This window comes from Betaproteobacteria bacterium (assembly GCA_016791345.1).
GTDB lineage: Bacteria > Pseudomonadota > Gammaproteobacteria > Burkholderiales > JAEUMW01 > JAEUMW01.
On sequence record JAEUMW010000218.1, the window covers coordinates 1 to 15,507 of the forward strand.

The window sequence follows — 15,507 nt, forward strand, 5'->3', positions numbered from 1 at the left end:
CACCAACCTCGAACTCTTTGCCGCCGGCGTGCGCAACACCGTCGGCTTCGACTGGAATCCGGAGGATCGTACCCTCTGGTTCACCGACAACGGGCGCGACATGCTCGGCGACGATTCGCCTTCATGCGAGCTCAACCATGCACCGAAGGCCGGGCTGCACTTCGGCTTTCCCTTCTGCCACGAGGGTACGTTGCCCGACCCGCAGTTCGGCGACAAACGAAAGTGCAAGGAATTCGTGCCACCGGTCGTCAAGCTCGGGCCTCATGTGGCTCCGCTCGGCATGCGCTTCTACACCGGCCGGATGTTTCCCGATAGCTATGCCAACCGAATCTTCATCGCCGAGCACGGTTCATGGAATCGCTCGAAGAAGATCGGCTACCGAGTGGTAGCTGTCGACGTCGACAAAGGCAAATCGGCGAAATCCACCGTCTTCGCCGAGGGCTGGCTGCAGGGCGAGGAAAACTGGGGTCGCCCGGTGGACGTGCTGGTGATGCCGGATGGCGCCCTGCTGGTATCCGACGATCAGGCGGGGGTGCTTTACCGGATCAGTTACCGCGGCCCCTGAACGCGGCGGATGGGCGCAGCGACACGACGATGCCGGGGTCGGACTGCTCGAAGCTGGAGGGATTCAGGCCCGCCACCAGCGCTTGCAGTGCGACATAGTCGACCTTGCCGCTGCCCAGAAGCGGAAGCTCCTTGACGGGGAAGATGTTGCGGGCCACGGCGAGTTCGTGTCCCCCGAGCTTGCGCGCGGCTTGCAGCAGTGCCGTGCGATTGAGCTGGAAGTCGGTGGTGAAGAGCACCGTGCTCTCGCCGAGTTCGGGAACCACCAGCACCGTGGCTGCGTGCTGATGGTCGGGCGACGCATGGCGGGCAATGCGCTCGACAGCTTCGAGCGAAACCATCTCCCCCGCCACTTTGGCAAAGCGCTTCACGCGGCCTCGCACGCTGACGAAACCCTCGTCGTCCATCTCCACCACGTCACCCGTGGCATACCAGCCCTCGCCCAACTCGGAACGGGGCCGCTGCAGTGCGCCGGGATCTTCCTGAAAGAGATACCCGAGCATGACATTGGGGCCCCGCACATGGAGCTCACCGCCCCTTGCGATACCAGGCACCGGCACGATCCGGTGCTCGATATTGGGGAGTAAACGGCCCACCGTACCGGACTTGTAGGAAAGGGGCGCATTCAGCGCGAGGACCGGCGAGCACTCGGTTGTGCCGTAGCCTTCCGTGATGCGCAGACCGAACTTGCGCAGCCAGATGTCGGCAACATGCTCGTCTAACTTCTCGGCACCCGAGACCACGACGCGCACGCGATGGAAATCGTACGGATGCGCATTGCGCGCATAGTGGCCGAGGAACGTGCTGGTACCGAACAGGAAGGTGCAGGCCTTCTTGTACGCAAGTTCCGGAATCACGTGGTAATGCAGCGGCGTCGGATAGAGCAACACCTTGGTTCCGGACACCAGCGGCATCAGCGTGCACGCCGTCAGGCTGTACGAGTGATACATCGGCAGCGCATTCAAAAACTTGTCCGCCGGCGTGAAATCGATCACGGCGCGCATCTGCGCCACGTTCGCCAGAATCGACGCGTGCGACAAGACGACACCCTTGGGCGTCCCTTCGGAACCCGAGGTGAAAAGGATGACAGCCGGCGCCGTCGGATCCTGATCGACCATGGCGCGCCGGGGGTTCCGGAGTGCCCATCCCACCAGCCAAACCTTGTCGAGCAGCGTGAGCTGGTTCTTCATATCCTCGAGAAAAACGACGTCCACTTCGTCGAGTTCGAGTCGGATTCCCTGTTCCTGCAACGCGTCGAGAAACTTCCTGGAGGTGAGCACCAGCCGTACTCGTGCAGCGCGGCAAGACGCCTGGACGCCCGTGCGACCCGATGTGAAGTTGAGCATGGCGGGCACTCGACCGATTGCGTTCAAGCCGAGCAGCAGGCATAGCGTTGCAGCACTGTTCGGCATCAATACGCCCACGGTCTCGCGCTCACGCGTGATGCCCGTCAACAGGCGTGCGAGCGCCAAGCTTGCCTTGATCAGATCGCCATATGTCTTGGCCGGACCCTGACTCTCTTCGAGAATCGGCATGCCGCGGCCCCAGCGGTCGACTGCAGACAGAAAGGCTTCGAACAGCGTCTGCGGACTTGGCGAGGCGGCAGCGACCTGCTGCAGCATGCGCTGCATATGGGCTGCCGCCTGCTGCCGGCGCAACTTGAGGGACCCATCCGGCGCAACCGGGGATCGCGCGAGCCGTCCGACCGTCACGCGTACTTCGGTTCTACCTCTCTGGACGGTGCCTCCCGGCACCTCGCCGAAACGGCTCATCGTCAAGCCGTCGATGCCGACCGGAAGGATCGCTGCCCCCGTCTTCAGCGCCGCCAAGGCCGCTGTGTCGTACAGCTTCATCAGACTGCCACTGCGCGTGCATTGACCCTCCGGGAAGACAAGCACCGGCGTTCCCTTTTCGAGAAGCCGCGCCAGACGCTTCACGGAAAGCGCCTCCGCCTGATCGATCACAGCGTGCGGAAAGAGCTTAAGCAGCCACTTGAGGGGCCCCCGGTATTCGGCCGGGGAAACGACTGCAATCGCCGGGAATGGCAGCAGGCTCAGAAGGAGTGGCGCGTCCAGCCAGGACTGATGATTGGATGCGACGAGGAGACGTTCTGGCAGCGGTCCGAGCGCATGACTCAGACGTACCCGAAGGCGGCCGCGAATGATGAGACGGAGCAGTGAACGCGCGAACGAGACCACGAAAGACTTCCAAGTCAACTCAGTTCCAAACCTTACCTTCTATCGGGAACGAGCGGTCGCGTCAACCGGACGAACGGCGCGAACTTCCACCTAAACGGAAACCGCAACAAACCCCGCCACTGAGGGCTGCCGGAGAGTTTCCGGTATGCCGCAAATCCCTCTTTCTCAACCCTAAAAACACAAAATCTAACAAAACGTTAGATTTGATTTTGGAGATTTCCCTGGCATTAAATACGCTTGACGAGGATTCGCCATCTTTGTCGCGAACTTGTCACTTTAACGCGTTTATCCAGGAGAACACAAATGAACATGATCGTCCCGCCCGCGCTGCTGATCCCTGAACAAGTTGCCGGCCACGTGTCCGAAGACGGGGTCGACTACACATTCTCGAATCAGCTGCGGGCTTCCTTCCGCAAGGACCAAGGGGCGATCTGGTCACGCTGGAATCCTTCTCCACGTCCGTGCTTCAATCCGCGACTGCTCGCGGACATCCGCTCGTACTATGATTTTCTTTCCGCGACCTCCGGCAAGATCACTGCAGGGACCGAAGAGCACAACATCAACTACGTGGTGCTTGCCTCCGAGATACCCGGTGTGTTCAACCTCGGTGGCGATTTGGACCTCTTCAAGATGCTGATCGGAAAGCAAGATCGCGCCGGGCTGTTGTACTACGGCCGCGCCTGCATAGAAGTCCTGCACCGGAACTACATCTCGCATGAGCTACCCGCTACGACCATCTCGCTGGTGCAAGGCGAGTGCCTGGGTGGTGGATTTGAGGCAGCCCTGTCAAGCGACGTCATTATCGCGGAAAAGGGTTCCAGATTTGGCTTCCCCGAGATCCTCTTCAATCTGTTCCCGGGCATGGGTGCCTACTCCTTCCTGGATCGCAAGGTCGGACAGAAGCTGGCGGAGCAACTCATCACGAGCGGGCGGCTGTACTCGGCGGAAGAGATGCACGCGATGGGCGTCGTCGATATGGTTGTGGCGGACGGCGAGGGGGAAGCCGGTGTATCCTCCTTTATTTCATCGCGCCAGCGTACCCAGGTGGGTCATTTTGGCCTCGCGGCTGCACGGCGGCGTGTTCATGGAATAGACTTTGCTGAATTGATGGATGTCGTTGAGATCTGGGTAGACTGCGCTCTGCGACTCAATCTGCGGGACCTCAAGCTCATGCACCGTCTGGTGTCTCGTCAGAATGGGCTTGGCGAATCGCGTGAGGTCCATTGATATTCAAGGAAGGGGGCTTGATGGAAGATCACCAGGAGTCTGCGCAGAGGGCGCGACGCCGGTCAATCGAGGTCCTTGAGTACAGCATTCAAGACGTCGCTGAAAAGCTCGGGATCCCCATCCAAAAGCTCCGCCGCTGGGACGATCAAGGGGTGCTTGTCGCGCGCCGCACAGACGGCGGGCACCGTCGCTACTCCAAAGAGTTGATCGATCGCCTCATCGCCTCGTCGGCAGGTACGTTGCAGGCGACGAGCAATGAGGAATTGGAGACTGTCCGGCGCTCTCTAGACGAGAAAAGGCGAATCATCCGTTTGCTGCTCGAAAGCGAGCAGCGCTACCGTGATCTCGTTGAAACCACCCACGATCTCATCTGGACCACCGATTCGCTTGGCCGCTTTACGTATCTCAACATCGCGTCGAAGGATATCTTCGGACTTTCCAGCAACGAGCTCCTCGGGCGCTGCTTTTTCGACTTCGAAGCACGTCCCTCTCATATTTCCAACCGGCGCTTTCTAGCCACGCTCAAGCGCGATGGAGAAGTACGCAACTACGTAAGCCACCTCGTTACCGCCGACGGACTCGATCGTTGGATAGGCATCAACGCTCGCATCATCAGAGACGAGCGCGGCGCACTACTCGGGATCCGTGGTACGGCGCGCGACATCACGGAACAGCACAATGCGACGCTGCGCATCGAGCATCTCGCTCTGCACGACGCGCTAACGGACCTGCCGAATCGCGTCGCGCTGCAAAAGACCGTTGAAACGGCCATAGAAGAAGGAAAAGTCGGAGGGGTGCTTTTCCTGGACATTGATCACTTCAAGTACATCAACGACAATTTCGGCCACAAGTCTGGCGATCAATTGATCGTTGGGGTAAGTGGTGCGCTGCGAGAGTTGTTACGCGGCCATGACAGCCAGTTGTACCGCATCGGCGGCGACGAGTTCGCGATTCATTTGCCTGGCGCCTTGCGCAAGGAAGCGATCACGGTCGCAGAGAAAGCGCTCGAGGGTATTCGTCACTACCGCTTTCATCCACCGGGCCAATCCAAGGTTTCTAACCTTACAGTCTCCATCGGCATTGGACTTTACCCATTCCACGGTGGCGACTTGGTCGGGCTGCTCTCGAACGTTGACATCGCGCTCTACCAAGCCAAGGACCATGGCCGCAACCGGTTCGTGCTGTCCGATCAGGACGCGAACAATATTCGCAGCACGCACAAGCGTGTGCACTGGGCGAAGAAGCTGCGAGATGCCCTCGACGAGGACCGATTGGTATTGTTTTGGCAACCGGTCGTTCGACTGTCAGACCAGCAGCCAGTGCATCACGAGATCCTCGTTCGGATCAAGGAGCAGGACGGCTCGATCATCGCTCCAGGACATTTCATCGAACTGGCCGAGTCGCTCAACCTGATCCAGGAAATCGACATGCGCGTGGTGCAGAAGCTGCTCCGGCACATGGAGGCCAACCATCAGGACAACAAACGGCTGCGCTACTTCGTCAATCTGTCCCGGGTCAGTATCTCTGATCAGCATTGGATTCGCCGTTTTCACCGGATGCTCTCCGAGAGCCGCGTGAATCCCAGTCAGCTCGTGTTCGAGATCACGGAAACAGCTGCAATGTCGGAGATCGATGTCACGCTCTCCTTCATCCGGCAGCTCAAGGACATGGGTTGCCGATTCGCGCTCGATGACTTCGGCGCGGGCTTCAGCTCGTTCTACTACCTGAAGCGATTCGACGTCGATTACCTGAAAATCGATGGCAGTTTCATTCGCGACCTGGCGACCGAAGAGGCGAGCCGGATCTTCGTGAAGGCGCTGAACGATGTGGCGCGCGGCCTGAAGAAGCAGGTGATCGCGGAATGGGTGGAAAACCAGGATGTGCTGCGCGCCCTCGTCGACATGGGCACACAATACGGACAAGGCTTTCTATTCAAGCGCCCGGTTCCCCTCGAGTCCGACCTCCTGATGAGGGCGACGCCTCCCTCCGTGGCGCAGCGCTGAAAGATCGTCCCCGATCTTATCGACCGACGCGCAAGCGCCTGTCGATCCATAGCAGTCCCATGATTGTCTTGGCTTCCGTGATCTCGCCAGATTCCAGCAGCGAGAGCGCCTGATCGACCGGAAGCGCAACCGTCTCGAGGAACTCGCCCTCCTCCCCGGGATGGCCGACGTAGCGCAGATGCTGCGCCAGGTAGAACTCGAGCTTCTCATTGGAGTAACCCACGCAGGGATACGCCGTGAACAGGTGGGTCCACTCCAGCGCCTCGTAGCCGGTTTCCTCCAGCAGTTCCCGCCGCGCGGTTACCGCATGCGCCTCGCCGGGGTCGATCTTGCCCGCGGGGAGTTCAAGAAAGTGCTGATGCAAAGGATAGCGGAACTGGCGCTCCACCAGCACGGTGTGTTCATCGAGCATCGGCAGGATGATCACGGCACCGGGATGGACAATGTACTCGCGCAGTGCCGTCTGCCCGTCCGGAAGACTTACGTTGTCCTCGCGCACCTCGAGCAGCTTGCCGTCATAGACGAGCTTCGAATCGAGAGTTCTCTCAGTGAAATCGCGCATGGTTGTGAACCTTCGAACTGGATGCTGGAATCAGTCTCGTGATTCTGGGAAAGGGTAGAAGAAGCTAGCGGAGATTGGTCCGCGCAAGATCGACCAGCTCCGACATCCGACCATCGAGGACTGCTTTCAGCGCAAACAGTCCGAAATGCTCCGCCTGTCCCAGTGTCGTTCGGGGCGGCATGAGCAGTTCCTGACGCGCACTCACGACATCTATCAGTGCGGGTCCGTCGTGCGCGAGCGCTGCAGCCACGCTTTCTTCGAGCTTATCCGCGACGTCGACGCGCACGGCGAATATTCCCATGGCCTCAGCCATCGCCGCGAAGTTGGGATTCTTGAGCGTCACTGCAGTATCCGGCAGGCCGTTGGCTTTCATCTCGAGTTCTACGAAGCCGAGGGTTCCGTTATTGAGCACACGACCTGACCGGAAGATTCGTCTGGGTGAGCGTGATGAAGTCGCCCATCATCATGCTGAACCCCCCGTCGCCGCTCAGGGCGATCACCTGACGCCCCGGGCATGCTGCCTGCGCGCTGATCGTCTGCGGCAGCGCGTTTGCCATTGAACCATGGCTGAATGACCCGATCAGACGGCGCTTCGAAGTGACCCTCAGATAACGGGCTGCCCATGCCGTGGGAGTACCGGCGTCGCAGGTGAAAGTCGGCCAACGTTGTGGACATGAGCGCCCCCGGTAGTCGGAAGATCGATTGTCGCTTTCGATGCCAGGCTGGAATGCCTGCCGGATCGTTCGTCTCGACTCGAGGCGGCGTCGACCACTGGCTCGAACGGCAATTGCGATGACTGCGAGGCCGCCGCCAATCTGCTGCCGGTCGGGATGAACATCAGAAGTCTTTATTGCTCAGCCATCGGCATGCGAGCGCGCCAGCAGCAACACGAGAGAGCGCGGCGCGATCTGATAAGTCGGCGCATTCGCCAAAGGTGCCTCGTCCCACCGGCGCACGTCATCGGGTGCGGCAAGGAAGGTATCGACACAGCGGCGCCACGGCCCCTGGAGATCGCGCACCGGCGGGACCTCGAAATCGAGGGCCTCCCAGTATGCGTTCACCATCAGGTGCATTACGCGTGGTGAGCCGGGAGTCTGGATGGTGGCCGCGAGGCTGTGCGAGCTCTCACCCCAGTCCGGCGCACCGAGACGCACGCCGTGCCATTGCAGCAGCGCCTTGTCGAGCAGGGTGCGCAGCGTGAGATCGTGACAGCTGCGCGGGAGATCGCGATGCAGGCGCAGCGCGATCAGCTCCCGCACGAAACGATGGATGTCGGCGTGCCGCTCGACGTCGGTCCAATCGAACCATCCCGTCTCGCCATCGCAGCAGTAGGCGTTGTTGTTGCCGTGCTGTGTGCGCCGTACCTCGTCTCCCATGAGGAGCATCGGCGTGCCCATCGCGAGCAGAGTCAGCGCCAGGAAATTTTTGATCTGCCGATTGCGCAGCTGCTCGATCGCGGGATCGTCGCTCGGCCCCTCGACACCGCTGTTCCAGCTGCGATTGTCGTTCGCCCCGTCACGGTTGTTCTCGCCATTCGCTTCGTTGTGCTTGACGTTGTATGAGACGAGATCGTTGAGCGTGAAGCCGTCGTGACACGTGACGAAGTTGATGCTGCGCTCGGGCTCGCGTTCCGACTCCAGGTACAGGTCCGGACTGCCGGTGAGCCGGGCAGCCAAGGCCGGCACGGTGCCATCGTCCGACTTGACGAAGGCCCGCACGTTGTCACGAAAGCAGCCGTTCCACTCCTTCCAGCTGTCGCCGCTGAAACTGCCGACCTCATATAGCCCGGCGGCGTCCCACGCTTCGGCGATGAGCTTCACGTTGGCAAGCAGCGGATCCGACTCGATGTCGTGCAAGATGGGCGCCGAAGCCATGGGCTGACCGGCGCCGTCGCGCGTCAGAGCCGACGCCAGATCGAAGCGGAAGCCATCGACGTGCATCTCGGTCACCCAGTAGCGCAGACTGTCGAGGATCATGCGCCGGACCACGGCATGATTCGCGTTCAGCGTGTTGCCGCAGCCGGTGAAGTCAGCGTAGGTTGCACGGTCGCCACCGAGGATGTAGTACGTGCCGTTCGCCAGCCCGCGAAAACAAAGCGTAGGGCCGTCGGCGCCGCCCTCCGCCGTGTGGTTGTAGACGACATCGAGAATCACCTCGATGCCGGCGCGATGCAGCGCCTTGACCATGTCGCGGAACTCGTCGAGCGCTTCCAGGGGGCCGGGGCGTGAACTGTACGGCGCGTGCAGCGCAAAGAAAGAGAGCGGCTGATAGCCCCAATCGTTCACCCGCCCGGGCGGTGCCGCCTGCGCATCGAAGGCGTAGACCGGCAGCAGCTCCACAGCGGTGATGCCCAGATCCTGCAGGTACGGAATCTTGTTGATCAGCCCGGCAAAGGTTCCACGACGCTCGGCGGCGACGCCCGAATTCGGGTGCCGCGTGAAGTTGGCGAGGTGCATCTCGTAGATCACGGTGTCGGCGAACGGACGGCGCGGCTGGCGATCCCCCTCCCAGTCGTAGGCGCGCGTGTCGACGATGACACTCTTGAGCGCAGTCGCAGTGTTGTCCCCAGGCGCCGCGGCCGCGTTCCGGCTGCGTCCCGGTGGTTCCTCGATGCTTTTGCCGTAGGGGTCGAGAAGCAGCTTCTCCGGGTCGAACCGCAGTCCGCGCTCCGGTGCGAACGGACCGTGCACGCGATAGCCGTAGCGTTGGCCGGATTCCACACCGGCCACGAACGCGTGCCAGTAGTGGAACGTACGATGATGAGGCGGATCGAGACGGATGACGCGGCTGGGCGAAGCGTCGTCGACGCGATCGAAGAGACAGAGTTCGACGGCGGTCGCGCGCCTTGCGTACAGGCTGAAGTTCGCGCCGCCTGCGCACAGCGTGGCGCCGAGGGGGAAGCTCAGCCCTGGCGCAACGGCATGAACGAGATCCATACGAGTCAGTTGCCGGGCGACGGCTTGTGGCTGTGAAGCACGTCCGCGTGGACGGTCTGCCGGACGACCGCAGCCGGCAGGCGCTGCGGGCTGCGACTCACAGGCGTCGTCTGCACCGCGTGGTGACGGGCGAGGATCTCCATACGTCGATCAGCGAACGCGCGTTGCTGCCGGGTAGTCGGCGAGAACCGTCGCGTTCTCCTGGCGGATGCGCCCTGCCGGAATCGAGGTGTCGACGGCATGCAGGCGCCGCAGCATCGGCGCCTTCCCTTCTCCCGTCACCAGCCAGAGGATGCGACGCGCCTGATTGATCGTGCGGTACGTCAACGTCATCCGGCGCCGACCCATGTACGCGCCACTGGTGACCGCGACGTCCGCGTCAGCCACGTCGAGCACGGCATCGTTCGGCACCAGCGAGGCGGTATGCCCATCCGGCCCGAGACCGAGGTGGACGAGGTCGAGGATCGGTGGCTCGCCCGCCAGTTCGCGCAGCGTGGCAGCGTAACGTCCCGCAGCAGCGGCAAGATCGCTGTCCTCGACCGGCATGGCGTGGATCTGCGCGGCGGCGAGCGGTGCGTGATCGAGCAGGCTCGCACGCAGGTGGCTGAGATTACGGTCCGGATCGCCGGCCGGTGCAACGCGCTCGTCCACCTGCACCACCTGCACGTCCTTCCACGGCAGTTCCATCCCCGACAGCGCGCGCAGCATCACCCATGGAGTCTGCCCGCCGCTCACCGCAAACGTGAAACTCCCGCGCGCGGCGACCGCGCTGCGCGCCTCCGCCGCAATGAACTTGGCGGCGGCGTGGGCCACGGCGTCCGCACTCTCGAATACTTCGATCTTCATCTCTGCGTCCGCGGCACTATGCGGCCGGACCCGACACGACTGGGTTGTGCCAACCGCCAGCCGGCACCACGCCGTCGCCGGCCACCTCCGGTCCCCACGTCCCAGGGGCATACTCGTGGACCGGGGTGTCCGCCTTGAGCACGGAATCGACGATGCGCCACGCTTCTTCCACGTAGTCCTCGCGCGCGAAGAGCGTGCGATCACCCGCCATGGCATCGCCGAGCACGCGTTCGTAGGCGTCCATTTCCTGCGCACCCGGCCGGTTGCTCGCGAGCAGCTCGACCTGTTCGCCGATCATGGCCTCCGCCTCATCCATCACGGTCAGGCCCATGGCAAGGCTGATGTCGGGGCTGATGCGAAAACGGAAATAATTCGGCGCGCCGGGGCAGTGCGGAAAGATCTTGGGTGCATGGCGCATCCGCACGAAAACTTCCGTGCACGTCACCGGCAGTGACTTGCCGGCGCGGATGTAGAACGGCACGCCTGCCCAGCGCCAGGAATCGATCTCCAGCCGCAGTGCCGCAAACGTTTCCGTCCTGGAGTCCGGTTTGACACCGGGCTCGGCCAGGTAGCCGCGAAACTGGCCGCGCACCAGATTCTCCGCTGTGATCGGCGGAATCGCCTTCAGCACCTTCACCTTCTCGTCGCGCTGCGACTCGCTGTCGGTGCGCGCGGGCGGTTCCATGCAGAGATTTGCGAGTACCTGGAAGAGATGATTCTGCACCACGTCGCGAATGGTGCCGATCTGGTCGTAGAACGACCCTCTGCCCTGCACGCCGAAGTTCTCCGCCATCGTGATCTGCACGCTGTTGACATAGCGGCGGTTCCAGAATGGTTCGAGCAGGATGTTGGCGAAGCGGAAGAAGACCATGGTGTGCACCGGCCGCTTGCCGAGATAGTGGTCGATGCGGAAGACGCGATCCTCGTCGAAGGTGCTCATGAGTATCTTGTTGAGCGCCTGCGCCGAAGGCAGATCACGACCGAACGGCTTCTCGACCACCACGCGCGCGCCCTCTGTGCAGCCCGACTTTGCGAGTTGCTCCACCACCAGCCCGAAGAGCGAAGGGGGAATGGCGAGGTAATGCGCCGGACGACTCGCGCCACCGAGTTCCTTGCGGATCGCCTGAAAGGTCGCCGGATCCGCATAGTCTCCATCGACATACCGTAACAGGCCGGAGAGCTTCTCGAAAGCTGCAGGATCGAGGCCGCCATGCTTCTCCAGGCTGTCGCGCGCCCGTGCCTTGAACTGGTCGAGATTCCATCCTGCCTTCGCCACGCCGATCACCGGCACGTCGAGGTGGCCGCGCTTCAACATCGCCTGCAGCGACGGAAAGATCTTCTTGTAGGCAAGGTCGCCGGTGGCACCGAAGAAAACCAGCGCGTCGGAATGGGGCTCGGTCATCGTGGTTCGTTCCTTTTTCGACTCGTCACTTGCCGGCCGACTTCTCGAGATGCCCGCCGAACTCGTAGCGCATGGCGGAGAGCAGCTTGTCCTGGAACTCGGCCTCGCCGCGCGAACTGAACCGCTCATAGAGCGCCGTGGTGAGCACGGGCGTTGGCACGCCCTCGTCGATGGCCGCCTTGATGGTCCAGCGCCCTTCGCCCGAATCCGACACGCGCCCGGCGAACTTCGAGAGCTGCGGATCCTCGATGAGCGCGCTGGCGGTGAGATCGAGCAGCCACGAGGCGATCACGCTGCCGCGCCGCCACACCTCGGAGATGTCGGCAAGATCGAGGTCGTATTGATAGTGCTCCGGGTCGCGCAGCGGTGTGGTCTCGGCATCCACTTCGCGCTGGCGCTTGCCCGCGTTGGCGCCGCGCAGCACGTTCAACCCTTCGGCGTAGGCGGCCATGATCCCGTACTCGATGCCGTTGTGCACCATCTTCACGAAGTGGCCCGCGCCGTTCGGCCCGCAATGCAGATAGCCCTGCTCCGACGTGCCTCCGGCCTTCCCGCGCCCCGGCGTCCGGTCGATGGTGCCGATCCCCGGAGCCAGCGTCGCAAAGAGGGGGTCCAGATGCTTCACCACTTCCGGCTCGCCGCCGATCATCATGCAGTAGCCGCGCTCGAGACCCCACACGCCGCCGCTGGTGCCGACGTCCACATAGTGCACGCCCTGCGGCGCGAGCGCCTTCGCGCGCCGGATGTCGTCCACATAATAGGAGTTGCCGCCGTCGATCAGGATGTCACCCGCGTCGAGATGCGGAAGAAGATCGGCGATCGACTTGTCGACCACTGCAGCGGGCACCATCAGCCAGACGGCGCGCGGCTTCGCGAGCTTGCCGACGAAATCCGCGAGCGACGTCGCTCCCGTCGCCTTCTCCTTCACGAGTTCCTGCACCGCTGCCGTCGACATGTCGAAGACCACGCAGTCGTGACCGTTGCGGATGAGACGCCGCACCATGTTGGCGCCCATGCGGCCGAGCCCGATCATTCCAAGTTGCATTCTCGTTCCTTGTGGTGGGTGCGCGACGCGCGTTGTCAACCGCCCTTGAGCTTGCGATAGCGCCGGATGAGCGCGTTGGTGGAACTGTCGTGACCGAGCTCGGGCTCGGCTCCCGACAGCTCCGGGATGATGCGTTTCGCCAGCACCTTGCCGAGTTCCACGCCCCACTGGTCGAACGAATTGATGTGAAAGAGCGTACCCAGCGTGAAGACGTTGTGTTCGTAGAGCGCCACCAGCTTGCCGAGGGCAGCCGGCGTCAGACGCTCCAGGAGCAGCGTGCTCGAAGGCCGGTTGCCCTCGAACGTGCGATGCGGCACGAGCCAGTCGGGCGAACCCTCTGCCTTCACCTGCTGCGGCGTCTTGCCAAACGCGAGCGCCTCACCCTGCGCGAAGACGTTCGACATCAGGAGGTCGTGGTGCTCGCCGAGTGGATTCAGCGTCTGGCCGAAGCCGATAAAGTCGCAGGGCACGAGTCGCGTGCCTTGGTGCAGCAGCTGATAGAACGAGTGCTGGCCGTTGGTGCCCGGCTCGCCCCAATAGACCGGTCCGGTGTCGTAGTCGACCGCGATGCCGTCGAGCGTCACGCGCTTGCCGTTGCTCTCCATGGTGAGCTGCTGCAGGTAGGCGGGGAAGCGCTTGAGATACTGGTCGTAGGGGAGCACCGCGACCGTCTGCGCATCGAAGAAGTTGTTGTACCAGAACGTGAGCAGCCCCATCAGCACCGGCAGGTTCTTCGCGAAGGGGGCCGTGCGGAAATGCTCGTCCATCTCGTGGAAGCCCCCGAGCATGGCGCGGAAGTTGTCGGGGCCGACTGCCAGCATGGTCGACAGACCGATCGCCGAGTCCATCGAGTAGCGACCGCCGACCCAGTCCCAGAAGCCGAACATGTTGGCGGTATCGATGCCGAAACTGGACACCGCCTCCGCGTTCGTGGAGACGGCGACGAAGTGGCGCGCGACCGCGCTAGCATCCCCGCCCAGGCGCTCCAGGGCCCAGGCACGCGCCGTGTGGGCGTTGGTCATCGTCTCCAGCGTGGTGAACGTCTTCGACGAAACGATGAACAGCGTCTCCGCCGCGTCCAGATCGTGCACCGCTTCTGCGAAGTCGGTGCCGTCGACGTTGGACACGAAGCGAAACGTGAGCTCGCGCGCGCTGTAGTGACGCAGCGCCTCATAGGCCATCACCGGCCCGAGATCGGAGCCGCCGATGCCGATGTTGATGACGTTGCGGATGCGCTTGCCGGTATGCCCCTGCCACGCACCGTCGCGCACCCGGTTGGCGAAGTCGCTCATCTTGTCGAGCACGGCGTGCACGTGCGGCACGACGTTCCCGCCGTCGACCACGATCGATGCGCCGCGCGGCGCGCGCAGCGCCACATGCAGCACCGCGCGGTCCTCCGTGATGTTGATCTTCTCGCCGCGGAACATGGCGTCGATGCGCGCGCGCAGACCCGCCTCCTCCGCCAGCCGCAGCAGCAGCGCCACCGTCTCATCGGTGATGCGATGCTTCGAGTAGTCGAGGTAGAGGCCGACCGCATCCAGCGTGAGCCGCCCGCCGCGCTTGGGATCATCGGCGAAAAGCTCGCGCAGATGCAGAGGGCGCATTTCCGCGGCGTGCGCAGCGAGCGCCTTCCACGCGGGTAGCGCGGTCAACGGTGAAGTGGCAGTCATGTGGGGCTCCCTTGATCGACCTTCTTCGGGCGTGCCTTCGCGGGCTTCGCCGGCCTGCGGGCCGTTCCTGCCCACAGCCGGAAGCCGCCGATGAAGGCATTTGCGTTGTCACCCGCCCGGCAGCCGGGGGGCATCTCCTTCAGTTCCTTCGCGTTGCCGCCGCCGATCACGATGTCGTCCGGCTGCAGCGCGGCCTTGAGCAGTTCCACCACGTCGGCAACGGACGCGCGCCATTTCTTCTTGCCGCGCTCGGTGAGACCGCGCAGCCCGATATAGTCCTCGTACGTCCCCTTGCGATACGGCAGGTGCGCGAGTTCCATCGGCTCGATGATGCCGTCCACGATCATGGTCGACCCCAGCCCGGTACCGAGGCCGAGGAACAGCATCTTGCCGCCGTTGTAGCTGCCGAGCGCCTGCATCGCCGCGTCGTTGACGATCTTCACCGGGCGGCCGAGGACCCCGGCGAAGTCGAAGCCGACCCAGCCCGCCGCGAGGTTGCGCGGCTCGGCCACCGGCCGATCGTGCAGCACCGGACCGGGATAACCCATCGCCACCACGTCGTAGTCCCATCCCTGTGCGAGGGCCTTGACGCCCGCGATCATCGCCGCCGGCGTCATTTCGGGACCCGAAGGAAACGCGCGGCGCTCCGTCTGTCCCGTCGCGAGGATCTTGATGTGGGTGCCCCCGATGTCGATCGCCAAGACCTTCATCGCCGGTGTCTCGCCATGCGACCGACGTACCCTAGCCAACCTTCTCGAGCGCTGCACACTTGGAACCGATGACCGCCATCATATCGTTCCACGACTTCACGAACGAGGCGGCGCCCTCTTCCTGCAGACGCGCCGCGAGCGCACCGACATCGACGCCGGCCTGCGCGAAGGACGCGAGCACCGACGCGCTGTCGCCGCCGTCTGCAGCGATCGGTGCGCCGACCTCGCCGTGATCGGCAAACGCCTTCAGCGTCCCCTCCGGCATCGTGTTGACCGTGTACGGCGCTGCCAGCACCTTGACGTAGAGGATGTCCGAAGCCTTCGGATCCTTCGTTCCGGTGCTT

Annotated in this window: 13 protein-coding genes and 1 pseudogene; 3 read left to right on the forward strand and 11 right to left on the reverse strand. The window is 63.0% G+C overall.

Features of this window, described 5'->3' with window-relative positions; translation table 11 throughout:
* The coding region (locus tag JNK68_08330) for a PQQ-dependent sugar dehydrogenase (protein ID MBL8540366.1) at positions 1-565 on the forward strand (565 nt) is incomplete at its 5' end.
* On the opposite strand, the gene JNK68_08335 is transcribed toward JNK68_08330, so the two are convergent.
* Entirely contained in the window at positions 546-2,780 is a 2,235-nt protein-coding gene (locus tag JNK68_08335; GenBank protein MBL8540367.1) for an AMP-binding protein, read from the reverse strand. The genes JNK68_08330 and JNK68_08335 overlap by 20 nt on opposite strands.
* A 285-nt stretch (positions 2,781-3,065) precedes the next feature.
* On the opposite strand from JNK68_08335, the gene JNK68_08340 reads away from it, so the two are divergent.
* Both JNK68_08340 and JNK68_08345 read left to right on the forward strand, forming a co-directional pair.
* Positions 3,066-3,989 (forward strand): crotonase/enoyl-CoA hydratase family protein, encoded by a 924-nt coding sequence (locus JNK68_08340; GenBank protein MBL8540368.1) that lies wholly within the window; start codon positions 3,066-3,068, stop codon positions 3,987-3,989.
* 20 nt (positions 3,990-4,009) lie between these two features.
* Entirely contained in the window at positions 4,010-5,992 is a 1,983-nt protein-coding gene (locus JNK68_08345) for an EAL domain-containing protein (protein MBL8540369.1), read from the forward strand.
* Positions 5,993-6,008: 16 nt separating this feature from the next.
* On the opposite strand, the gene JNK68_08350 is transcribed toward JNK68_08345, so the two are convergent.
* The 10 genes and pseudogenes from JNK68_08350 to JNK68_08395 form a co-directional block, all read right to left on the reverse strand.
* Positions 6,009-6,554 (reverse strand): NUDIX hydrolase, encoded by a 546-nt coding sequence (locus JNK68_08350; GenBank protein ID MBL8540370.1) that lies wholly within the window; start codon positions 6,552-6,554, stop codon positions 6,009-6,011.
* Between the two features lie 64 nt (positions 6,555-6,618).
* Positions 6,619-7,405, reverse strand: a pseudogene (locus tag JNK68_08355) (hypothetical protein).
* A 3-nt stretch (positions 7,406-7,408) separates the two neighbouring features.
* Complete coding sequence (gene glgX / locus JNK68_08360) at positions 7,409-9,490, reverse strand: glycogen debranching protein GlgX (GenBank protein MBL8540371.1); 2,082 nt, start codon at positions 9,488-9,490, stop codon at positions 7,409-7,411.
* Positions 9,491-9,495: 5 nt separating this feature from the next.
* The gene (locus JNK68_08365) at positions 9,496-9,633 is read right to left on the reverse strand and encodes a hypothetical protein (protein ID MBL8540372.1); all 138 of its coding nucleotides are present in this window, start codon (positions 9,631-9,633) and stop codon (positions 9,496-9,498) included.
* A gap of 7 nt (positions 9,634-9,640) precedes the next feature.
* A complete protein-coding gene (gene pgl, locus JNK68_08370; GenBank protein MBL8540373.1) occupies positions 9,641-10,336 on the reverse strand; it encodes a 6-phosphogluconolactonase in 696 nt (231 codons plus the stop codon).
* Positions 10,337-10,352: 16 nt separating this feature from the next.
* Entirely contained in the window at positions 10,353-11,738 is a 1,386-nt protein-coding gene (gene zwf, locus JNK68_08375) for a glucose-6-phosphate dehydrogenase (protein ID MBL8540374.1), read from the reverse strand.
* Between the two features lie 25 nt (positions 11,739-11,763).
* Complete coding sequence (gene gnd / locus JNK68_08380) at positions 11,764-12,783, reverse strand: decarboxylating 6-phosphogluconate dehydrogenase (protein MBL8540375.1); 1,020 nt, start codon at positions 12,781-12,783, stop codon at positions 11,764-11,766.
* Positions 12,784-12,818: 35 nt separating this feature from the next.
* Complete coding sequence (gene pgi, locus JNK68_08385) at positions 12,819-14,453, reverse strand: glucose-6-phosphate isomerase (GenBank protein ID MBL8540376.1); 1,635 nt, start codon at positions 14,451-14,453, stop codon at positions 12,819-12,821.
* Entirely contained in the window at positions 14,450-15,163 is a 714-nt protein-coding gene (locus tag JNK68_08390) for an ROK family protein (GenBank protein ID MBL8540377.1), read from the reverse strand. Before JNK68_08390 ends, pgi begins: the two co-directional genes overlap by 4 nt.
* Before the next feature lie 31 nt (positions 15,164-15,194).
* On the reverse strand, positions 15,195-15,507 hold a 313-nt coding region (locus tag JNK68_08395; GenBank protein MBL8540378.1), incomplete at its 5' end, for a transaldolase.

Bases quoted from the DNA above. Each gene is read 5' to 3' on its own strand.
- JNK68_08340 (MBL8540368.1), top strand. From the start codon at position 3,066: ATGAACATGATCGTCCCGCCCGCGCTGCTGATCCCTGAACAAGTTGCC.
- JNK68_08345 (MBL8540369.1), top strand. From the start codon at position 4,010: ATGGAAGATCACCAGGAGTCTGCGCAGAGGGCGCGACGCCGGTCAATC.
- JNK68_08350 (MBL8540370.1), bottom strand. From the start codon at position 6,554: ATGCGCGATTTCACTGAGAGAACTCTCGATTCGAAGCTCGTCTATGAC.
- glgX (MBL8540371.1), bottom strand. From the start codon at position 9,490: ATGGATCTCGTTCATGCCGTTGCGCCAGGGCTGAGCTTCCCCCTCGGC.
- JNK68_08365 (MBL8540372.1), bottom strand. From the start codon at position 9,633: ATGGAGATCCTCGCCCGTCACCACGCGGTGCAGACGACGCCTGTGAGT.
- pgl (MBL8540373.1), bottom strand. From the start codon at position 10,336: ATGAAGATCGAAGTATTCGAGAGTGCGGACGCCGTGGCCCACGCCGCC.
- zwf (MBL8540374.1), bottom strand. From the start codon at position 11,738: ATGACCGAGCCCCATTCCGACGCGCTGGTTTTCTTCGGTGCCACCGGC.
- gnd (MBL8540375.1), bottom strand. From the start codon at position 12,783: ATGCAACTTGGAATGATCGGGCTCGGCCGCATGGGCGCCAACATGGTG.
- pgi (MBL8540376.1), bottom strand. From the start codon at position 14,453: ATGACTGCCACTTCACCGTTGACCGCGCTACCCGCGTGGAAGGCGCTC.
- JNK68_08390 (MBL8540377.1), bottom strand. From the start codon at position 15,163: ATGAAGGTCTTGGCGATCGACATCGGGGGCACCCACATCAAGATCCTC.